This is a genomic window from Terriglobia bacterium, from assembly GCA_020073085.1.
Lineage (GTDB): Bacteria > Acidobacteriota > Terriglobia > JAIQFV01 > JAIQFV01 > JAIQFV01.
The window spans coordinates 26,531-43,734 of record JAIQFV010000004.1 but is presented as its reverse complement, the minus strand read 5'-3'; the positions used below and the strand labels follow the sequence as shown (position 1 = coordinate 43,734).

Here is a 17,204-nt window from a genome sequence, read left to right as displayed (position 1 = left end):
AAAACATCCCCAGGGATTGGGTCCAGCAAGGCAGGGCAGCCGAAGGCGTTTTCATGTGGTACTCTCCTGTGCTGTGGATTCCCCAGGATTCAACGCCGTCAAAGTAAACAACGAGTCATGGCCGGGAACGATCGTCCCCTCAAATTCCAGAAGTTTCCTTTTGGTCTCTTCGTACTCGGCACGGCGCGTGGGCGGAAATGTCATCGAATTCTGATCGGCATCGCTTCGGGTCACCATCGCGTCTCCGGCCACGAGCACTGCTCCCTCTCGGGTCTCAAAGGAAAAGGAGTGATGAAACGGGACATGCCCCGGCGTGTGAATCGCCTTCATGCCATCAGGGGGAGCCCATTCTTCCAGCCAGAGGAATTGCTCACGGCGCCCCAGGCGCTCCACCGACCAGAACCGCTGTACTAACTTCACCATCCCCCATACCACCCTGGGGTCATCTTCGAAGGATTTCAGCTCCGGATAGTATTTGTAGAGCTGTTCCAGGGTCAACGAATCGCTGGTCACATGTTCACACAAATCGGTCATCCATTCAAACTCCCGCCGCGAAAACACGATCCTGGCCCGGGAAAAAAGGCAGTTGTTGTGGGAATGATCAAAATGCAAATGCGTATTCACCACATGGGTGACGGACCGGGCCGTCAGGCCGCGCTGTGCCAGCGCATCCAGCAACTGTCTTTCCTGCCGGGGATAGCCGCTGTCGATCAGCAGGACCTCCTCAGCATTTCGAACCAGTGCGACACTCGCCTGGAGCGCCCCTCCCTCAACCAGAGTCTCGACTGTCCAAGGATGATCTAGCATAACTCAAGCAACGAACCTCGACCTTGCTCCTCCAAAACGGGTGAATCGTCGAACCGGAATCAGGACCTTTTGACGGGAGAGTCCCGACCGAACAGGCGAGACTCTTCTCCAGGGTGTGCGGGTCTTCGTTAGGGCCGATGGTGAATGATCGCGTGAAACCCTACGAAATCCGATCGGCGGCAAAATCAACCTTCTTCGCGAGCAGGACGGCATTAAGTCCGCCAAAGGCGAACGAATTGGAGATGGCTGCCCTCACGGTCCTCTCGCGGGCCTGGTTGGGAGAGTAATCCAGATCACATTCAGGATCCGGGACAGAGTAATTTGCCGTGGGCGGGATCAGACCCCGATGGATTGCCAGCACCGTGACGATCATCTCGATCGCGCCGGTCGCCCCCATGGCATGGCCATGCATCGACTTCGTCGAGGTCACCACCAGGTTCGGCTTGCTCCCGAAAACCACTTTGATCGCCCGTGTTTCATTGACGTCATTGGTCGGGGTGGCGGTACCGTGGGCGTTAATATAATCGATCTCCTCCGGGTTCAACCGTGCTTCCTCCAGGGCCAACTGCATCGCCCGGGACGGGCCTTCGCTGGTGGGGTGGGTGAGATGATCGGCATCCGAAGTCATCCCATAACCGGAAATCTCGGCGTAGATTTTGGCTCCACGAGTCCTGGCATGCTCCAATTCCTCCAGCAAGAGGATTCCTGCCCCTTCACCCAGGACGAGCCCTTCCCGGTCCCGGCTAAATGGCCGGCAAGCCCGTTTTGGATCGCCATTTCCCAATGCCATGACGCGCATCGCTTCCCAGGCACGGAGGATTCCGTAGGCGATTGGAGCCTCTGCACCGCCGGCCAGAATGGTGTCCGCCTGGCCATACTTGATCAGACGGAATCCCTCACCGATGGCATTGGCGGCCGAGGAACACGCCGTTGTAAAACTCAACGAGGGTCCCTTGCAGCCGAACTCCATCGAAATATGGCTGGCGGCCGCATTGTGCATGAGTTTGGGAATCGTGAACGGATGCATCCGCTGGGCATTGTTTTTGTATAGCTGTCGAAAACCATTGTCCAGCGTTTCGGCCCCCCCCATGCCGGTCCCGACGCACGCCCCGAGGCGCAACTTCTCCGCCTCACTCGGGGTGAACCCGGAATCCTCAAGCGCCTGGGTGGCCGCAATAATGGCGAATTGCGCGAAGCGATCGAGGTAATCCTGGCGTTTGAGGGAAAAATAGCGATTGGGGTCGTAGTGCTTCACTTCGGCCGCAATCTTTACGGTCAGGGGGGAGTTGTCGATCTGAGTGATGTAGCCGACTCCGGATTCCCCCGCCACGAGGGCGTGAAAAAAATCCTCCACCGAGTGTCCGACGGCTGAAATCACTCCCAGCCCGGTCACGACCACTCTTCTCACTGGACGCCTCCCGCGGGCTTTCCGGGAACGGTTTCGAGCGGCATGGCGCTCGTCACCAGCTGGGCCTTGAAGGTCTCGGGATCCTCCATGAAGCGGGTCAAATCGTCAACCACCTGCCGCACGCCCTTCATCTGCCGGGCAATGGAGTCGGGGATTGAGATGTTGAATTCCTCTTCCAAAGCAAACATGATGTTCACCCCATCGAGCGAGTCAATGCCCAATTCCTGAAAGGTGGAATCCATCGTGCATTTCCCCGCATCGAGGTGCTGCTCTCTCGTGATCACATTGATCACTCTTTCTTCGATCGTCATTGGTTTCTCCTCCTGCCATCTGGCTGAGCTTGGCCGCGTTTGTCTGGATCTATCAGTGATCCATTTCAGGGTCCCGCGTGACACTTCATGGCGGTGGGACGGGATTTGTATTCACAGAAGTTGGCTGCGGCCGAGTCGCGACCAACCCCTCCACACAATCCAGCAGCTGCTGGACTTTCACCGGTTTCTCAAAGACCTGCGCGATTCCAGCGGCTTCGGCCTGCGCGAGCAATTCGCTGTCAATACAAGTCGTAATCAGCACACAACGGACCTGAGGATGGGTCTTCTTGACTCCCTGGATCAGTTGCAGGCCACTCACGTAAGGCATTCGCAAGTCAGCCAGGAGCACATGGCATGGGATCTCCCGTTCCAACCATTCCGCAGCCTGACGGCCGTCGTTCACCGTAAAAACCACGTAACGCTGCTCCTCAAACACCTCGCGCAGCAAATCACGAGTCGTGCTGTCGTCATCCGCGATTAAGATCGTCTTGGGATTGTTGACATCCATTGCCATACTCCTGACTACCCTCGTGCGTTCCCCCAAGCACTCCAGGATTTGATGAACTCAGATGACTTGCTGTTGCAAACTGGTCATGATCCGCTCGGCTGGAAACGACCGAAGTGCTCCGGGATTAGCCACACTCTTTGATTGAAAATCAAATACAAGTTAATGCACACAAACACCCGCAAAAGCCTAACTTATTGAAAAGCATCTGCGCTTCCAAACCCCGACAGCAAGTCTCAATAATATATAAGCTATTTATTTACAATAATATAAATATAATAAATAAGGGTTATCAGACTGCAATATCTAAATAATTAGGTAAAAATGGGACAGCGATGGACAAAATGGGACAGGTGGGGGTGGGTATTGATTCAGAAGTCCTTGGACTTCTCAACTCGGATAAAAAAAGGAAGCTCGTTTCCGGGCTTCCTTTAATCAAACTTTCGCCTAGGTCTACATCGACTGACGCGACTACTTGCCGAGCGCTTGAAATGCAATCAACAGTACATAAAGTACCAGCGATTCAATAAACGCGAGACCAAGAATCAGGAACAGCTGGATGGTCTTGGCGGCGCCGGGGTTGCGAGCCACCCCCTCACACGCCGAGGTCACAGCCTTGCCTTGAGCCAATCCACACGCCGCCGCCGCAATGGCCAATGCAAATCCGCCCGTGATCACACCCCCGTATTCCCCGAACGTCGTTTTTGTCTTGGCAGGCTCCTGGGCGAACATTACCGTGGTGGCGAGCAACAACAGCAATGCAATCAGAATAGCTTTCTTCATTCGTTGACTCTCCTTTTTCTGTGAGGGGGGAACCGCCTTGCGGAGTCTCCCCGGATTATGAACATTTACCAGTGGGTGGTTGCGGAACACCCCTCTTGCCGTCCGCCTCACGCTGGTAAAACTTGACCTTCAAAACTCTTGATTAGGAAGCCAGGAAACCAAGAGGCTGGTCTTGCAGTCAACTTATTGGTCCCGGCAGGTTTTCCCAAGCCGCTTCAGCGTTTACTCCTCCCGGTTTCCTGGCCTCCTAATGGATTCATCCAATGCTCTTAGTGCTCGTGCTCCTCGCTTTCGACTGCTCCGGCCAGGTACATGGTCGTGAGAAGAACAAACACAAGGGTCTGGACGATCGCGGTGACGATTTGAAGCGCCATGATGGGGAGAGGAACGAACAATGGCGCCAGGGCGAAGAAGACCAGCACGATCATGTCCTCGCCAAAGATATTGCCGAACAAGCGGACACTGAGTGAGAGCGGGCGGGCGAGATGGCTCACGATTTCGACGGGAAACATCAACGGCGCCAGCCACCAGACCGGGCCGCAAAAGTGTTTCAAGTAATTCAAGACTCCATGCTCTCTCAGTCCCTGGAAATTGTAATAGAGGAAGACGATCAGCGCGCAGGCGACCGTGACGTTTAAGTTGGACGTGGGGGATTTCAGGCCGGGGATCAGGCCGGCCATGTTACTGGTGAAGATGAACAGGGCGAGCGTGACAATGAGCGGAAGAAACTTCACCCCTTTGTGTCCAATGTTTTCCTCCAACAGGTTCTTCAAGTACTCGTACAACATCTCGAGGACCTGTTGCGTCTTTCCGGGAACCATGGTGTAGGTGCGTCGAACCACGGCCAGAAGCAGCACGATGAACAGGACAATCAACACGCTCATCACAACGTGGTCCGGGATGATCGGGGCCGGACCGGTATGGTGAATTCCAAAAAGGGCCAGCAACTGGGCTACGGCCGGGCCCAGCATCTTGTTCACCCACATCGTAATCAGGAGCGGTTTCTCTTCCATGACTGAGACTCAATCTCCGGGAAGTTTGATTCAGGCCGACTTCACGTGCTCAAGGGAGAACAGCATGCGAATCCCCTGGACCATGATGGCAAAGATGGGCAAAGACAGGCCCCACGCGAACCCCATTAAGTCCACCGAGTGACTTCGAACGGCGAGATAGGCGACCCCACCCAGGATCACATATCGGGCGACAAACTCGATCAACGCGCGCCGCGCGACGCGGCTTGTCTGCACTGGGAGCCCCTCGGCAGTCCCCGGGCGCAATAGTTTGGGGATACTGCGGCTGAGCAGCCAGAAATTGGCTGCGGAGACAGCCGCACCGATCAACAGGCTCCATATCGCGGCACCGTTGTATTTCAGGGCCAGGACAGCCATCGAAGCCGCCAGCAATGCCACGAAATTCTGACCCAACTGGATGAAGAATTCCGGATCAGGCAGATGGACCTGATGATTTGTCGCTGGAGGCATGGGTTTCCTTGTCAGCTGTTTCGTCCTTCCGGTCCGACTCATTGGTCCGGTTATACCGCTTCACTTCTTTAAAAAGATTAAGGAATGCGCCAATTATCCCAAAGACGACAAACAGCATCATCATCTTGGTGCCGGTGTGAAACCATTTGTCGAGGGTACTCCCGATGTAATACCCGATGGCAATCGAGATGGGGAACATTAACCCCACCGACGAAAGGGAGAGAAGCTGGTTGCGGGGCTTGCGGTCGCTGCCTCCCATCGGATTGCCCTGCCTAACGAGTTTTCAACCCATCAAATCGAAAAATCATACCCGAACTTCTTTTCCCCGACAAGCGGATTTCAGAAATTGTACTGTCTTAATTAGGATTCACTGGGGCAAGTGAGGGTGCAATAGCAGAACTGTCGGATTAGGACTGCAAAGAGGAAAGGAACTCTTCTCTCACCTTGAGGACAGCCTCCAAGCCTGCTTGCGCTTGCGGATTATTCTCCAGTTCTGAAGGAAGCGGGGGAGGCAACGGCGGCAGAAGGTCCTTCGTTATATTGATTTTTCCGTTTAGTATTTCATAAAAAGCGAGGTTAACGCGAAGAGAGTAACTTAACAGCTTAACCTGCATCCAGGAAAGAGTTACAGCAGCTTGTTGCTCAACGATCGCCTTCTTGGTATGCTGATCGAACTGACCGAAAATAATCTTCAGGTCTGTTGAAGTTACCTCAAACTGGACGTTGTTGGAATATGTTGACTTAAAATTCTCCAAACGCACGAATTCTAACGGTGGTCTGGCGGGAGATTTCTCTTCACTCATAAATTTTCTCCTGAGAGGACTTCCTTTCCTGGTAAGTCCATCACATTGGGAGATAAGACCGATAATCCATCGGCTCTTCTGCGGTGGGATTAATCCAATCAGCGATATTCAATGGGGCTGGCTCTTGAGGCGGTGGCGTAAAGACGTCCTCTCTGGTCGTTGGAATCTGACGCCAAGCCGAAATCAGTTGGAAAACATTGCTCGATTTGAACCAGTCAGGCGAAAAGACAAGGCTGTTCGAAGATAAGACAAGGGGGAGAACCATTGTGCTAAATTGCGCCTCGACATCTGTCCTTTCCGGAAAGCCCTCTTCGGATAAGATTGCATTTAGAACTTCAGAGTCAGTCGTTTGTCCGACCGGAATGGGTTGTTCAACTAGTGGAGTGGCCACAAATTGGAATCGTAATTTTAGTGCCCTTAGAATTCCCGAAAAACTGTGATATGTCGGATTCCCGGTTTCGGAGAGCATTCGATAAAGACTTTCTCTCTGAACCCCTGCTTCCTCGGCAACTTTTGCCATTTGGTTTGCTTCCGCCACGTTGCGGAGAGCTTTTAAGAACATTTCCTCCGAATCTTCAAGAGCGGCATTCAGATATTGGACAGCCATTCGAGGGTCTCTTAATTCTTCTAATAAGCCTGCGTGATAGTCACCGGTCCGCTTAGGCATTGTAGTCCCTCCAATATTCCCTGGCCTTCTTGATGTCACTTACCTGGCTGGATTTATCTCCTCCCAGTAACAGGACGACAGTATAACCGTCTTCCCCAAAATAGACCCTGTAACCTGGTCCAAAATCAATCCTGAGGGCGCTAACGCCTTCGCCCTCTGGCCCACAATCTCCGAAATTACCGTCCTCAACACGATCAAGCCGAACTTGAATTTTGGCACGCCCCCTCTCGTCCTTCAGCTTGCGAATCCATCTTCGGAACGGTTCAATTCCGTCCGCTGTCTGATAGTACCTTAGCGTCCTCGGGTTGGCTTCCGCTGTAATTATCGGCACGCCAAGATGTGATCTCTAAATCACACCCGTAAGCGTAACACCGCCTCCAACGATTTGCAACAATGATATGTACCTTGAATGATGGGAATGTACAATATTTTATTGTAACGTATAAGTTACACAATGATATATTACATTCAAGTCATTGCAACAAAATGACAATTCAATTATCAATGCTGGCGTACACTTCAGCAAGTGAAACCTGAGAGGACATTCTCTGCGATCGCTCCCATGCTTGGAAGGTGTCCCGATTCACTGTGATCAAAAGTGGTCTACACCCCAACGGCTCGCTGCTCAAACGGCGTTGGGGTTCAACTTCCACGCCCTCCTCACAACGATTCAATTGTGCTCCCTCTCGTCCTCGCAAAGCAATACGTTTCTGGCCCAGCGAGACCTGCCTTGGCATACTCCTTCTGCGTACTTTCCGGGGGCATCAGAAAATATTAAAATATGGCCAAAGGAAGCGGAACAGCTATCAGCGACGAAGACAACAAGAAACCCCACTTCACAAATTGCAAATTAGGACACGACGTAAAGATTGGTAGAACCCGGAGAAATCGCGCAATGCGTGAGATGGCTTTGAACCTGGATTGAACCGAGTCCTGGTGGGGGTGCTATCCACGTGGCTCGATTGAGGTCCGGGCTGCTGCCCGCCGGCGTGATGTCCTTGAAGTTTCATTTGACACTTTTCGCTGATTTACGTTAATTTTTCTGATTCGACCGACGAAGATGAAGATGAAGTGGATATCCACCATAACGGGTGAGCGCCAAATTTTCTGAATCCTCCCGTTCGCCCGGTCGTGAAGGACTGGTTCAAGGACGTATCCACTCGTGCTTTAATTCTTAGACTTTAACTGAGAAAGCGAGGTCCGCTCCAATGGCAACCTTTGTCAAGGTGGCATCCACCGGGGAGATCCGAGAGGGCACGGGTAAACCCATCGAGGTGGAGGGAAAGGTCATTGCTCTGTTCAACGTCCACGGAAAATATTATGCCCTCGACAATGTATGCAAACATCGCGGCGGCCCCCTGGGAGAAGGAATGTTGGACGACAACATCGTGACCTGCCCGTGGCACGGCTGGCAATACGACGTCACCACGGGACGGTCCCTTTTTAACCCCAATGTCATGATGGACACCTATCCCGTGGAAGTCGACGGCTCCGACATCAAGGTGGCGCTCGGATGAGGGTTTGGTAAATAAATTACGCACGCCAGGGAGCGTTCATGGACGTAAGGAAGGTATTCATAATGGGATCAGGTCCGGCGGGACTCACCGCTGCCGTGTATGCGGCACGGGGGAATCTCAACCCCCTGGTGGTGGAAGGCCATGAGGCCGGCGGACAGTTGATGCTGACCACGATGGTGGAGAACTTTCCCGGGTTTCGCGATGGAATCATGGGGCCGCAATTAATGGACGACATGCGCGAGCAGGCCAAACGGTTCGGCGCCGAGATCATCCAGGGGGCCGTCACGAAGGTCGACCTCTCGCGCCGGCCATTCGCCATCCACATGGATGAAGACCGCGTCATTCAAACAGAGACGCTCATCATTGCCACGGGCGCATCGGCACGACTTCTCGGTTTGGAATCCGAGCGGCAGTTGATGGGACACGGGGTTTCCACCTGCGCCACCTGTGACGGTTTCTTCTATCGCGGCAAGGAAGTCGTGGTGGTCGGAGGGGGCGATTCCGCCCTTGAAGAGGGAATGTTTCTCACAAAATATGCCACCCGTGTCACCCTCATCCATCGGCGTGACTCCCTTCGCGCCTCAAAGGTCATGCAGGATCGCGCCTTCAAGAATGAGAAAATCAAATTTATTTGGAATTCCACCGTGTCGGAAGTGCAGGATGTCAAAGACGGCGAAGTCAAGGCGGTCAAGCTGAAGAATTTGAAAACGGGCGAAGAATCGGTGCTGAATTGCCACGGTTTATTTGTCGCCATCGGCCACGACCCGAATACCACGCTCTTCAAAGGACAACTGGAAATGGACCCGGCCGGCTATATCGTCACCCGCGACGGCGGCACACGGACCAGCGTCGAAGGCGTCTTTGCGGCGGGTGACGTGCAGGATCATGTGTACCGTCAGGCGATCACCGCGGCCGGCTCGGGCTGCATGGCCGCGATCGATGCCGAGCATTTTTTGAGCGCGCATGGCGGGTCGTGAGGAATGCGATTTACTCGCTTCAGGAAGATGAAGTCAGACGTCAGAAGTCGGAGGTCAGAGTAGAGGTGCCGGGTGTCAGGTGTCGGGTGTCAGAGGATCGAAAGTGGGCATTTTTTGAGCACACCCGCAGCTAGCCGGGAATGAAATTAGATCGCAAGAGGATACAGAAGTCGGAGGTCGGAAATCAAAATCTGGAAGCCAGAGACCGGAAGTCAGAAATCAGAGGTCGGAAGTCGGGAACAAGAGTGATTAGGCGAAAATCCTGGTTTGTGTACTTGACTTTGACCCTTGAGCCTCGAATATTGAACTGTTTCCAGACTTTGGACCTTGAACTTTGGACTTTGGACCTTGGACTTAACCCCCTGACACCTGGCACCTCTTCTCTGACCTCTGACTTCCGACGTCTGACTTCGTTCACCCTCAAATGAGAATCGAGGGATTACCAAACGGTTCCTACAATCCAAGTCGCACGAGGTCTCTACAAGATGCCTGCACTAACTCCAGGTAAAACGGCACCAAATTTCTCGCTCGAGGGAATCGACGGGAAAAATTACACCCTCGATGACGAGCGAAAATCAAAACTCGTTCTCGCGGCGTTTTACAAGAAGAGTTGTCCGGTGTGCCAGCTCACCTTTCCCTTTCTGGAACGGATCGGGAAAGCTTACGCCGGCTCTTCGTTCGAAGTTCTGGGAATCGCCCAGGACGAGCCCCACGAGGCGGAACAGTTCGCCGAAGAGTATCAACTCTCCTTTCCAGTCCTCATCGACGAAGAACCGTTCAAGGTTTCGAGCGCGTACGGGCTCACCAATGTTCCATCGATCTTCCTGATTGACCACGATGGAAAGATCCTTCATACCCTGGTGGGTTTCGACAAGGCCGGATTGATTGAGACTTCAAAGTCCATTGCGGGGAAGCTCCATCAGCCGGCAGCCCCGGTGTTCACCAAGGCCGACAACGTCCCCGATTTCAAACCCGGCTGAGGGGCAAAAAATGCCTAAGCGCGCCGGCGGCGCGTTTCAATTTCGGATTGTGGATTAACTCATTGCGAATTCTGGATCGGGGAATGTGGAAATTTGACAAAGACCTTCCAGGGATCCAATCTTGATAAGTCACTTCCATTATGGATCTGAAATTTCAAGTCTCAGATATTAATGATTCCATAATCCGAACTCCGCATTCCGCAACCCGAAATCTAAAATACGATGACGTCTTCTACTCCCGTTCTCGAAGCTATTGAAGCGCTGGTTTCCTCCCACGCCAGTGACGATCGTGTCCTGGATGAAACAGTTCGATTGTTGAAGGAGAATTTTGCCCACTACACCTGGGTGGGGATCTACTGGGTGGAAGGGAACGAGCTTGTCCTAAAAACCTATCTGGGCAAGCCCTCCCCGCACACTCGCATTCCGATCGGCAAGGGCATCTGTGGAGCCGCCGTGGCGGAAAAAAGAACGGTCAACGTTGCTGACGTAAATGCCGACCCCCGCTATCTTGCCTGCTCGCTCGAAACCCGGTCCGAAATCGTCGTCCCCATCCAGCGCGACGGGAAGATTTTTGGTGAAATCGATATCGACAGCGATGCGCCCAATGCCTTTCTAGGCTCCGACCAGCAGTTTCTTGAAGCCGTTGCCGGCTTGCTTTCCTCAAGATTGTGAATACGGACCATCCTTCTTAAATAAATCTCAACAGAGTCCCGAATGGAAACTGGGTTCACGCAGGGCTTTCTTACGTCTTTGTCATTTTGAGGGACAAATTAAGGCCGCGGCTATCCCCAATGAAAACATGGGCTACAGGGACACTATACTTGAGTAGCCAGCGTCTGTGGGATTGGCTTCGGCGCACTATATGATCACCAAAATGCTGCCTAGCTTATAAAGTCATGACCGCATGATGATAAGAACGAATTCGTGGAACACTGCGAGTAAACCCAAGACAAACCGGATGAGCCGATTAAGAGCGGGCCAATGTCCTGTACTCACAAGAGGGACTCACCCTTCCGTTTCTTCACAGTCAAGTTGAAAGGCTTTGAGGTGTAAGTCCCTTTTTCGTCTGACTATGAGGCGAGGCTATTTTACACCATGGTTTGGCAACATGCCCCCTCTTCCCTTCATGCTGCCGTAAAGAGAGTGCCATCGGTCGTCAGTACATCCGGCACAGACCTGATGGAAAGTGATTCAATGGACCAGGAAAACGTCATAGATCCATCGGCCGACACGGGAGTGGGTGGCGTCGTCCACTTTTGCCCGGTACCGAAAAAGGTTTCCGTGATCATCGACATATTTGGAGAACTTGTAATGAAGCGATATCGACTCCACTCCCAAAGTCGGGAGCGTGAATAACTCCTCAGGCTCAGAAATACCATTGTGGTTTACATCCTTCCACAAGCGGAGTTGCGCAAAGATCGCATCGTTGGAGTCGATCGTCTCGTCATCATTGCCCCCTTTTCTCGTTTATCGTATTCCGCAAGGGCTCGGAATCCATTTGGATGCTGCGTCGGTGATTGCGGAGTAAAGTTGCCAAAGAGCTCGGTGCCGTCATCGATGGTTCCATTGTGATTGCGATCCAAAACAACCCATGCATCATCGTTTTCGATCCAAGCAATTTGAACCGGAAGTCCCCTACCGGTCATATCAAAAAGTACTCCATTAGCCACACTAGAAAGAGTGAATCCATGACCTAATGTGTCAATGACAAGAGGACACATGCATATACAACCTGGGTCATTCGCGTCAAGGAGGCCATCCCCATCGTTGTCGATACCATCACTACAGGAGGGAGGAACGTCAATTTCACAGAGGGACGGCGAGGCGTATCCCTCATATCCGCTCTGGCTTATTATTTCACGATACGAACCCACTTGACCTTGTTGTCTCGGGTCTCCTGGATCTCCAAACCCACGTATTGCCCCCCATGCACCGTCTCCACGCGGCATCCCATCTCTGCCGTTATATTGGCAATTATCCAAGTGACCACCTTTCCCTGCCTCTCCACCTGTGCCAGCGGGTCCTGGATCCCCTCCAACTCCCCCGTCGCCCCTTAGTCCTGCGAGGCCTGCGGAGATATCGTAGCTAATAACGCCAGTGAAGTTGGCGGGCTTGGTTATTGAAATGGCGCCCCCATTTCCTCCGGTTCCACCGGTCCCGCCTTTACCCCCAAAGCCTGCATCACCACCGGTTCCACCTTTGCCGCCATCCCCACCGTTGCCGACCGGGGGATTGCAACCACAGAATGCACCGTCTCCGCCCCTGCCACCTGTTGCTCCCTGGGACCCGGTTCCTCCGCGACCTCCAGTGCCACCCTTTCCACCCTGTCCCCCATGAGTGGAGAAGATATAATTCCCGTTCTGTGTGATTTCAACGATTATAGCTTGTCCATTTCCACCGGTCGGCCCTTGACCACCAACATCCCCATCACCGCCATTATTCCCAAAAGCACCGTTGTCGCCATTCCTGCCATCGATGTTCCCACCACATTGTCCATTCGGCCCTCTTGGAGCCGGGTTAGGGGAGGCTAGGGGCCCAGTTAGACCGGGTCGACCTGGCTCCCCTACCCAGTATGACCTGTCTTCGCCGTTATAATCTTGATCGAGCGCATTTAGCGCAATAGGCAATATCCTTGTACCCTCAGGCCGTCTCGGCTTCATCCAATCGGAGTAACCAATTCCACTCGTGTCGATAGTGATGTGTTGTTTCAGGGAATTGGGTGTAAGAGCAACTGATCGATTATTTTTCAACAAGCCGGCTGATGCAAGGACCGGCAGGGCAGAATCCGTTCCATGGGAGAATTTTCTTGTAGAATCTTGGCTAGCATCCGAACTCTCAATTGGGAAGATGGCGATACTGAAATTGCCTTTAATTACAACCTCGGAACCCTCAAAGCGCAGTTTTCTCACCAAGATCACTGTATCGCTGGAAAGCGCAATACGTTCGGGCAGCACCAGCGTGTCCGCCAGATAAACGCCCTCCAAGCGGTCTCGCTCATATCGATATAACTTCATTTCCGGCATTCTCTCAAAGAACGGGGCTAACTTCTCCCGCCAATTCGAATCCAGTAATTCATCTGGATCAAATGGAAGATTCTCTTTGAGAAGTAGCTGACGCGCCGCACTAAATGCTTCGCGCCTCTGCTGCTTAAACTCCTTTTCAGCATCTTTTCCTTCAAATGGTCTGGAATCCTTTTGATTCATGGCGGCGCCACTCAACGAACCCGAGTACAGGATCACTGAGGGAGTAAGACAGAGGACGGTGAAATATCTCCTCATAGGAACCTCCTATGAAAGGAATCTTCTGTTTACTATGTGGTGCGAGGTCGAAGCTCCCAAGTTATTACTCCTTCTTCCTAGCGCAATGTCAAAATCAGTGGCTCAGAAAAAACGAGCGTGTGGATTCTTTCGATCTCTGCTTTCTGTGACCATGTTGAATTGTGAATTAGGGGGCGCTAACAAATCCTTTCACTAATGGTCAAAAGGAGTTGTTCAGGGGTGGTTTTCAATTAAAATGCGTCAATAGAATATTACTTTCAAAGCCTTCTGTCAAACGCGACGAAAAGTGATCCCGCCCTCTAGAGCATGGGAGCCATGGCATATCGCGACTGCATCAGGTCAGCAAGAAATTTCACTGTAGAGTTCTTACTGGAAAAGCGCGAGGGAATTCTGGGCGAAGCGAATGAAGGGGTCGGGATAGATGCCGATGATGAGGGTGAAGGCCAGGGTCACGGCCAGGGTTGTCAGCACGCCGGGGGAAAGCACCATCTTTTCCTCATCGACCTTGTCGTTCATGAACATGACGACGACCACGCGGAAGTAGTAATAGAGGGAGACCGCCGCATTGAGGACAGCGATGATGGCCAGCGCATAGTGTTTGGTTTGAATGACAGAGGCAAACAGATAGTACTTTCCGATAAAGCCCGCGGTCGGTGGGATCCCTGCGAGTGACAGCATGAAGATCAGCATCAGCACGGCCGCCGCCGGGTTCTTCTGAAACATCCCCGACATATCCTGAATCTGGTCGCCGATCAGGTCCTTGCGCCGCATGGCCACCACCAGCGTCCACGCCCCGATATTCATGAACATGTACACGAGGAAGTAGATGGCAATCCCCGTGATCCCGTAATCATTTCCCGCGATTATACCCAGCATCAGGTACCCGGCGTGGGCGATGGAGGAATACGCAAGCAGCCGCTTGATGTTCGACTGCGAAATCGCGGTGATATTGCCCACCGTCATCGTCAACACACAAATGACGGAAAGCATGGGGATCCAGTTGACCTGGAGAGGCTTGAGAGCGATAAAGAGAAAGCGAAGGGTGAGGGCAAACGCGGCCGCCTTGGGCGCAACGGAAATGAAGGCTGTGATGGGGGACGGAGCCCCTTCGTAAGCGTCAGGCAGCCACTGATGGAAAGGAACACCCGCCACTTTGAAAAGCAGTCCCGCCGTCAGCGTGACCAGGGCGATCAGTGTCAGTGGATCGTTGGCAGGGCGCTCGGCCAGTTTCTGCCCGATGACGCGCAGGTCGGTCGATCCGCTGATTCCATAAAGCAGCGAGATCCCATAGAGGAGGATGCCCGAAGAAAAGGCGCCCAGCAGGAAAAACTTCAGGGAGGCTTCGTTCGACTGACGATTGGTACGCAGGTATCCCACCAGGATGTATTCCGAAACGGCCATCAGCTCCAGGGCGATGTACAGGGTGATGATGTCCATTCCCATCACCATGAAATTCATGCCGATCAGAGAGAAAAGGATCAAGGCATAATAATCGCCGCGGTGTTCGCCTTCGATGGTGAGATAGCGCGCTGAAATGAAGATCACCAGGGCCGTGGTGATCAGGAAGACAAACTGGAAATAGACCGCAAACGAGTCGTTCACGATGGCGCCGTTGTAGGCACTCACGTTGAACTTTCGGATCTGGATCAGGGCGTACGTGGCGTAAGCGATGCCCAACAACGCCGTGAAGGCGTTCAAGACCTTCCAGGCACGGTCGAGGAAGAGATCGACAATGAGGACGCCCAGCCCAAACAGGGCCAGCAGCAACTGGGGATAAATCGCAATGACGTCGGTGACTTGAAAGAATTGGTTATACATGAGCAGTGGTTAAGATAACATCATGATGAAATCTGGAACTCAAATCATCCCGGACCTTCTCCGGTCTGCGGCTTTGCCGCATCCGCCGCGGCGGACGGAAGGGCTCCGCCTTTTCGGGGGCCGCCTAATTCTCCCCCTCTTCATCCGCTGGGGCCCGCCCCGATTCATCGGGGCGGGCCCCAGCGACTCTCTGCAAACCTCATTTCTTCTCCACCGGGGGTGTCACCGACCTCGCCGTAGGGACGCTATTCTCAATGACTTTCGCTTCCTCGGTTGCTCCGGGCATCGCGGCTGGTAAGGGACCAGCCTTGGCTTTCCCTGGGATAATTAGATTCCCCATCGAGTCGACCGTGAACTTGTCGGGTTGAACGGTCGCCACCACCTTGTTGACAGGACGTTCCAGAATCTCGAAAAAGGGTTTGGGGTAGATCCCGATCCACAACGCCAGCACCACCAGCGGGAATAACGTGGCCACTTCCCGGAAGTTGAGGTCCTTCAGTGTCTTGTTCTTTTCGTTGGTGATCTCGCCGAACATGGTGCGCTGATAGAGCCACAAGAGGTACGCCGCACCCAGGATAATGCCCGACACGGCGAAGGCCGCCCAGACGTAACTCACCTGAAACGCGCCCTGGAGGATGGTGAATTCTCCGATGAAACCGTTCAGCAGGGGCAGACCCAGCGACGAGAGCATGATGATCATAAAATAGGTGGCATACACCGGCATCACATGGGAGAGGCCGCTGTACTCACTGATCATCCGCGTGTGGCGGCGTTCGTAGACCAACCCCACGATCAAGAAGAGACCGCCGGTGGATATGCCGTGATTGATCATCTGCAGCACGCTGCCGTTCACCCCATTGGGGTTGAAGCAGAACATTCCCAGCATGACAAACCCGAGGTGGCTGACCGAGGAATAGGCGACGAGCCGTTTCCAGTCCTTTTGCATCATCGCGACCAGCGCCCCGTACACAATGCCGATGATGGCCAGCACCGCCATCATTCCTTTGAAATACTGGGATTCATTGGGAAGAAGCGGCAGAGAGAAGCGGATGAAACCGTATGTTCCCATCTTCAGCAGAACGCCGGCCAGGATGACGGACCCCGCGGTGGGCGCATCCGTATGCGCATCGGGCAGCCAGGTGTGGAACGGGAACATGGGCACCTTGATGGCAAATCCCAGGAAGAAGGCCAGCCACACAAAGCGAGCAATGTTGGACGCCAGCGGACTCGCATGCAGGTAGCTCATGATCTGAACATAATCAAAAGTCCGCTGCCCCTCCGGCATGTGGAAATAAAGCACCAGGATGCCCAACAACATCACGACCGAACCGACCAAGGTGTACAGGAAGAACTTGATCGCGGAGTACAGCCGCCGGTCGCTCCCCCACACACCGATCAGGAAGTACATCGGCACCAACATCACTTCCCAAAAGACATAAAAGAGGAAGAAATCGAGTGAACAGAAGACCCCGATCATCCCCACCTGGAGCAAGAGGAGGAAGATGTAGTATTCCTTAACGCGGAGTTCGATGGCCGTCCATGAGGAGAGTATTGCGATCGCTCCGAGGACCGTAGTGAGCAGGATCAGCAAGAGAGAGATGCCATCGGCCCCCAGGCTGTAGTTGGCGCCAATGGTCTTGATCCATTCGTGCCGCTCGATAAACTGAAATCCCCCGTCGGCGCGGTTGTACCAAAACCACAGCGGCAGGGAAACGAGCATGCCGAGAAATCCGAAAAGGTTGGCAATCCAACGGATCGCATTCTTGTTCTCTTTGCCGACAAACAGCAGGAGAAATGCCCCCACGAGTGGCGTAAAGGTCGTGATCGATAGAATGTGCTGGCGAAAGAAATCCATGTCCGAATGACTCC

At 53.3% G+C, this 17,204-nt stretch carries 19 protein-coding genes; 4 read left to right on the top strand and 15 right to left on the bottom strand.

Annotated features, from left to right (window positions below; translation table 11 throughout):
- Nucleotides 1-51: 51 nt before the first annotated feature.
- From LAO21_06005 to LAO21_05955, 11 genes are all read right to left on the bottom strand, one after another.
- Complete coding sequence (locus tag LAO21_06005) at nt 52-807, bottom strand: MBL fold metallo-hydrolase (protein MBZ5552254.1); 756 nt, start codon at nt 805-807, stop codon at nt 52-54.
- 160 nt (nt 808-967) lie between these two features.
- Nucleotides 968-2,215 carry a beta-ketoacyl-ACP synthase II gene (gene fabF / locus LAO21_06000; protein ID MBZ5552253.1) on the bottom strand — a complete coding sequence of 416 codons (1,248 nt, stop codon included), beginning with the start codon at nt 2,213-2,215 and terminating at the stop codon, nt 968-970.
- Nucleotides 2,212-2,526 (bottom strand): acyl carrier protein, encoded by a 315-nt coding sequence (locus tag LAO21_05995; GenBank protein ID MBZ5552252.1) that lies wholly within the window; start codon nt 2,524-2,526, stop codon nt 2,212-2,214. Before LAO21_05995 ends, fabF begins: the two co-directional genes overlap by 4 nt.
- Before the next feature lie 85 nt (nt 2,527-2,611).
- A complete protein-coding gene (locus tag LAO21_05990) occupies nt 2,612-3,034 on the bottom strand; it encodes a response regulator (GenBank protein MBZ5552251.1) in 423 nt (140 codons plus the stop codon).
- A 468-nt stretch (nt 3,035-3,502) separates the two neighbouring features.
- A complete protein-coding gene (locus tag LAO21_05985) occupies nt 3,503-3,814 on the bottom strand; it encodes an ATP synthase F0 subunit C (protein ID MBZ5552250.1) in 312 nt (103 codons plus the stop codon).
- Between the two features lie 269 nt (nt 3,815-4,083).
- Complete coding sequence (gene atpB, locus LAO21_05980) at nt 4,084-4,827, bottom strand: F0F1 ATP synthase subunit A (protein MBZ5552249.1); 744 nt, start codon at nt 4,825-4,827, stop codon at nt 4,084-4,086.
- A 30-nt stretch (nt 4,828-4,857) separates the two neighbouring features.
- Nucleotides 4,858-5,295, bottom strand: a complete 438-nt coding sequence (locus LAO21_05975; GenBank protein MBZ5552248.1) for an ATP synthase subunit I — start codon at nt 5,293-5,295, stop codon at nt 4,858-4,860.
- The gene (locus LAO21_05970) at nt 5,258-5,554 is read right to left on the bottom strand and encodes an AtpZ/AtpI family protein (GenBank protein ID MBZ5552247.1); all 297 of its coding nucleotides are present in this window, start codon (nt 5,552-5,554) and stop codon (nt 5,258-5,260) included. The genes LAO21_05975 and LAO21_05970 overlap by 38 nt, the downstream gene beginning before the upstream one ends.
- Nucleotides 5,555-5,702: 148 nt before the next feature.
- Nucleotides 5,703-6,098 (bottom strand): DUF3467 domain-containing protein, encoded by a 396-nt coding sequence (locus LAO21_05965; protein MBZ5552246.1) that lies wholly within the window; start codon nt 6,096-6,098, stop codon nt 5,703-5,705.
- A 40-nt stretch (nt 6,099-6,138) separates the two neighbouring features.
- Nucleotides 6,139-6,765, bottom strand: coding sequence for a putative addiction module antidote protein (locus tag LAO21_05960; GenBank protein ID MBZ5552245.1), 627 nt, complete (start codon nt 6,763-6,765; stop codon nt 6,139-6,141).
- Nucleotides 6,758-7,087, bottom strand: a complete 330-nt coding sequence (locus tag LAO21_05955; protein ID MBZ5552244.1) for a type II toxin-antitoxin system RelE/ParE family toxin — start codon at nt 7,085-7,087, stop codon at nt 6,758-6,760. The genes LAO21_05960 and LAO21_05955 overlap by 8 nt, the downstream gene beginning before the upstream one ends.
- An 886-nt stretch (nt 7,088-7,973) precedes the next feature.
- Here LAO21_05955 and LAO21_05950 point away from each other — a divergent pair.
- The 4 genes from LAO21_05950 (at nt 7,974) to LAO21_05935 (ending at nt 10,911) form a co-directional block, all read left to right on the top strand.
- The gene (locus LAO21_05950) at nt 7,974-8,282 is read left to right on the top strand and encodes a Rieske 2Fe-2S domain-containing protein (protein ID MBZ5552243.1); all 309 of its coding nucleotides are present in this window, start codon (nt 7,974-7,976) and stop codon (nt 8,280-8,282) included.
- A gap of 38 nt (nt 8,283-8,320) precedes the next feature.
- The gene (gene trxB, locus LAO21_05945; protein MBZ5552242.1) at nt 8,321-9,259 is read left to right on the top strand and encodes a thioredoxin-disulfide reductase; all 939 of its coding nucleotides are present in this window, start codon (nt 8,321-8,323) and stop codon (nt 9,257-9,259) included.
- Nucleotides 9,260-9,744: 485 nt separating this feature from the next.
- Nucleotides 9,745-10,239, top strand: coding sequence for a TlpA family protein disulfide reductase (locus tag LAO21_05940; protein MBZ5552241.1), 495 nt, complete (start codon nt 9,745-9,747; stop codon nt 10,237-10,239).
- A gap of 222 nt (nt 10,240-10,461) precedes the next feature.
- Nucleotides 10,462-10,911 carry a GAF domain-containing protein gene (locus tag LAO21_05935; GenBank protein ID MBZ5552240.1) on the top strand — a complete coding sequence of 150 codons (450 nt, stop codon included), beginning with the start codon at nt 10,462-10,464 and terminating at the stop codon, nt 10,909-10,911.
- Between the two features lie 519 nt (nt 10,912-11,430).
- On the opposite strand, the gene LAO21_05930 is transcribed toward LAO21_05935, so the two are convergent.
- The 4 genes from LAO21_05930 to LAO21_05915 form a co-directional block, all read right to left on the bottom strand.
- Nucleotides 11,431-11,640, bottom strand: a complete 210-nt coding sequence (locus LAO21_05930; protein MBZ5552239.1) for a hypothetical protein — start codon at nt 11,638-11,640, stop codon at nt 11,431-11,433.
- Nucleotides 11,625-13,517 carry a hypothetical protein gene (locus LAO21_05925; protein MBZ5552238.1) on the bottom strand — a complete coding sequence of 631 codons (1,893 nt, stop codon included), beginning with the start codon at nt 13,515-13,517 and terminating at the stop codon, nt 11,625-11,627. Before LAO21_05925 ends, LAO21_05930 begins: the two co-directional genes overlap by 16 nt.
- Nucleotides 13,518-13,883: 366 nt before the next feature.
- Complete coding sequence (locus LAO21_05920) at nt 13,884-15,341, bottom strand: NADH-quinone oxidoreductase subunit N (protein MBZ5552237.1); 1,458 nt, start codon at nt 15,339-15,341, stop codon at nt 13,884-13,886.
- A gap of 193 nt (nt 15,342-15,534) precedes the next feature.
- A complete protein-coding gene (locus LAO21_05915) occupies nt 15,535-17,190 on the bottom strand; it encodes an NADH-quinone oxidoreductase subunit M (protein MBZ5552236.1) in 1,656 nt (551 codons plus the stop codon).
- Nucleotides 17,191-17,204: the final 14 nt, after the last annotated feature.

Excerpts from the sequence above, each read along its gene's own strand:
- LAO21_06005 (MBZ5552254.1), bottom strand. The coding sequence starts at position 807 with ATGCTAGATCATCCTTGGACAGTCGAGACTCTGGTTGAGGGAGGGGCG.
- LAO21_05995 (MBZ5552252.1), bottom strand. The coding sequence starts at position 2,526 with ATGACGATCGAAGAAAGAGTGATCAATGTGATCACGAGAGAGCAGCAC.
- LAO21_05990 (MBZ5552251.1), bottom strand. The coding sequence starts at position 3,034 with ATGGATGTCAACAATCCCAAGACGATCTTAATCGCGGATGACGACAGC.
- LAO21_05985 (MBZ5552250.1), bottom strand. The coding sequence starts at position 3,814 with ATGAAGAAAGCTATTCTGATTGCATTGCTGTTGTTGCTCGCCACCACG.
- atpB (MBZ5552249.1), bottom strand. The coding sequence starts at position 4,827 with ATGGAAGAGAAACCGCTCCTGATTACGATGTGGGTGAACAAGATGCTG.
- LAO21_05975 (MBZ5552248.1), bottom strand. The coding sequence starts at position 5,295 with ATGCCTCCAGCGACAAATCATCAGGTCCATCTGCCTGATCCGGAATTC.
- LAO21_05970 (MBZ5552247.1), bottom strand. The coding sequence starts at position 5,554 with ATGGGAGGCAGCGACCGCAAGCCCCGCAACCAGCTTCTCTCCCTTTCG.
- LAO21_05965 (MBZ5552246.1), bottom strand. The coding sequence starts at position 6,098 with ATGAGTGAAGAGAAATCTCCCGCCAGACCACCGTTAGAATTCGTGCGT.
- LAO21_05960 (MBZ5552245.1), bottom strand. The coding sequence starts at position 6,765 with ATGCCTAAGCGGACCGGTGACTATCACGCAGGCTTATTAGAAGAATTA.
- LAO21_05950 (MBZ5552243.1), top strand. The coding sequence starts at position 7,974 with ATGGCAACCTTTGTCAAGGTGGCATCCACCGGGGAGATCCGAGAGGGC.
- trxB (MBZ5552242.1), top strand. The coding sequence starts at position 8,321 with ATGGACGTAAGGAAGGTATTCATAATGGGATCAGGTCCGGCGGGACTC.
- LAO21_05940 (MBZ5552241.1), top strand. The coding sequence starts at position 9,745 with ATGCCTGCACTAACTCCAGGTAAAACGGCACCAAATTTCTCGCTCGAG.
- LAO21_05935 (MBZ5552240.1), top strand. The coding sequence starts at position 10,462 with ATGACGTCTTCTACTCCCGTTCTCGAAGCTATTGAAGCGCTGGTTTCC.
- LAO21_05925 (MBZ5552238.1), bottom strand. The coding sequence starts at position 13,517 with ATGAGGAGATATTTCACCGTCCTCTGTCTTACTCCCTCAGTGATCCTG.
- LAO21_05915 (MBZ5552236.1), bottom strand. The coding sequence starts at position 17,190 with ATGGATTTCTTTCGCCAGCACATTCTATCGATCACGACCTTTACGCCA.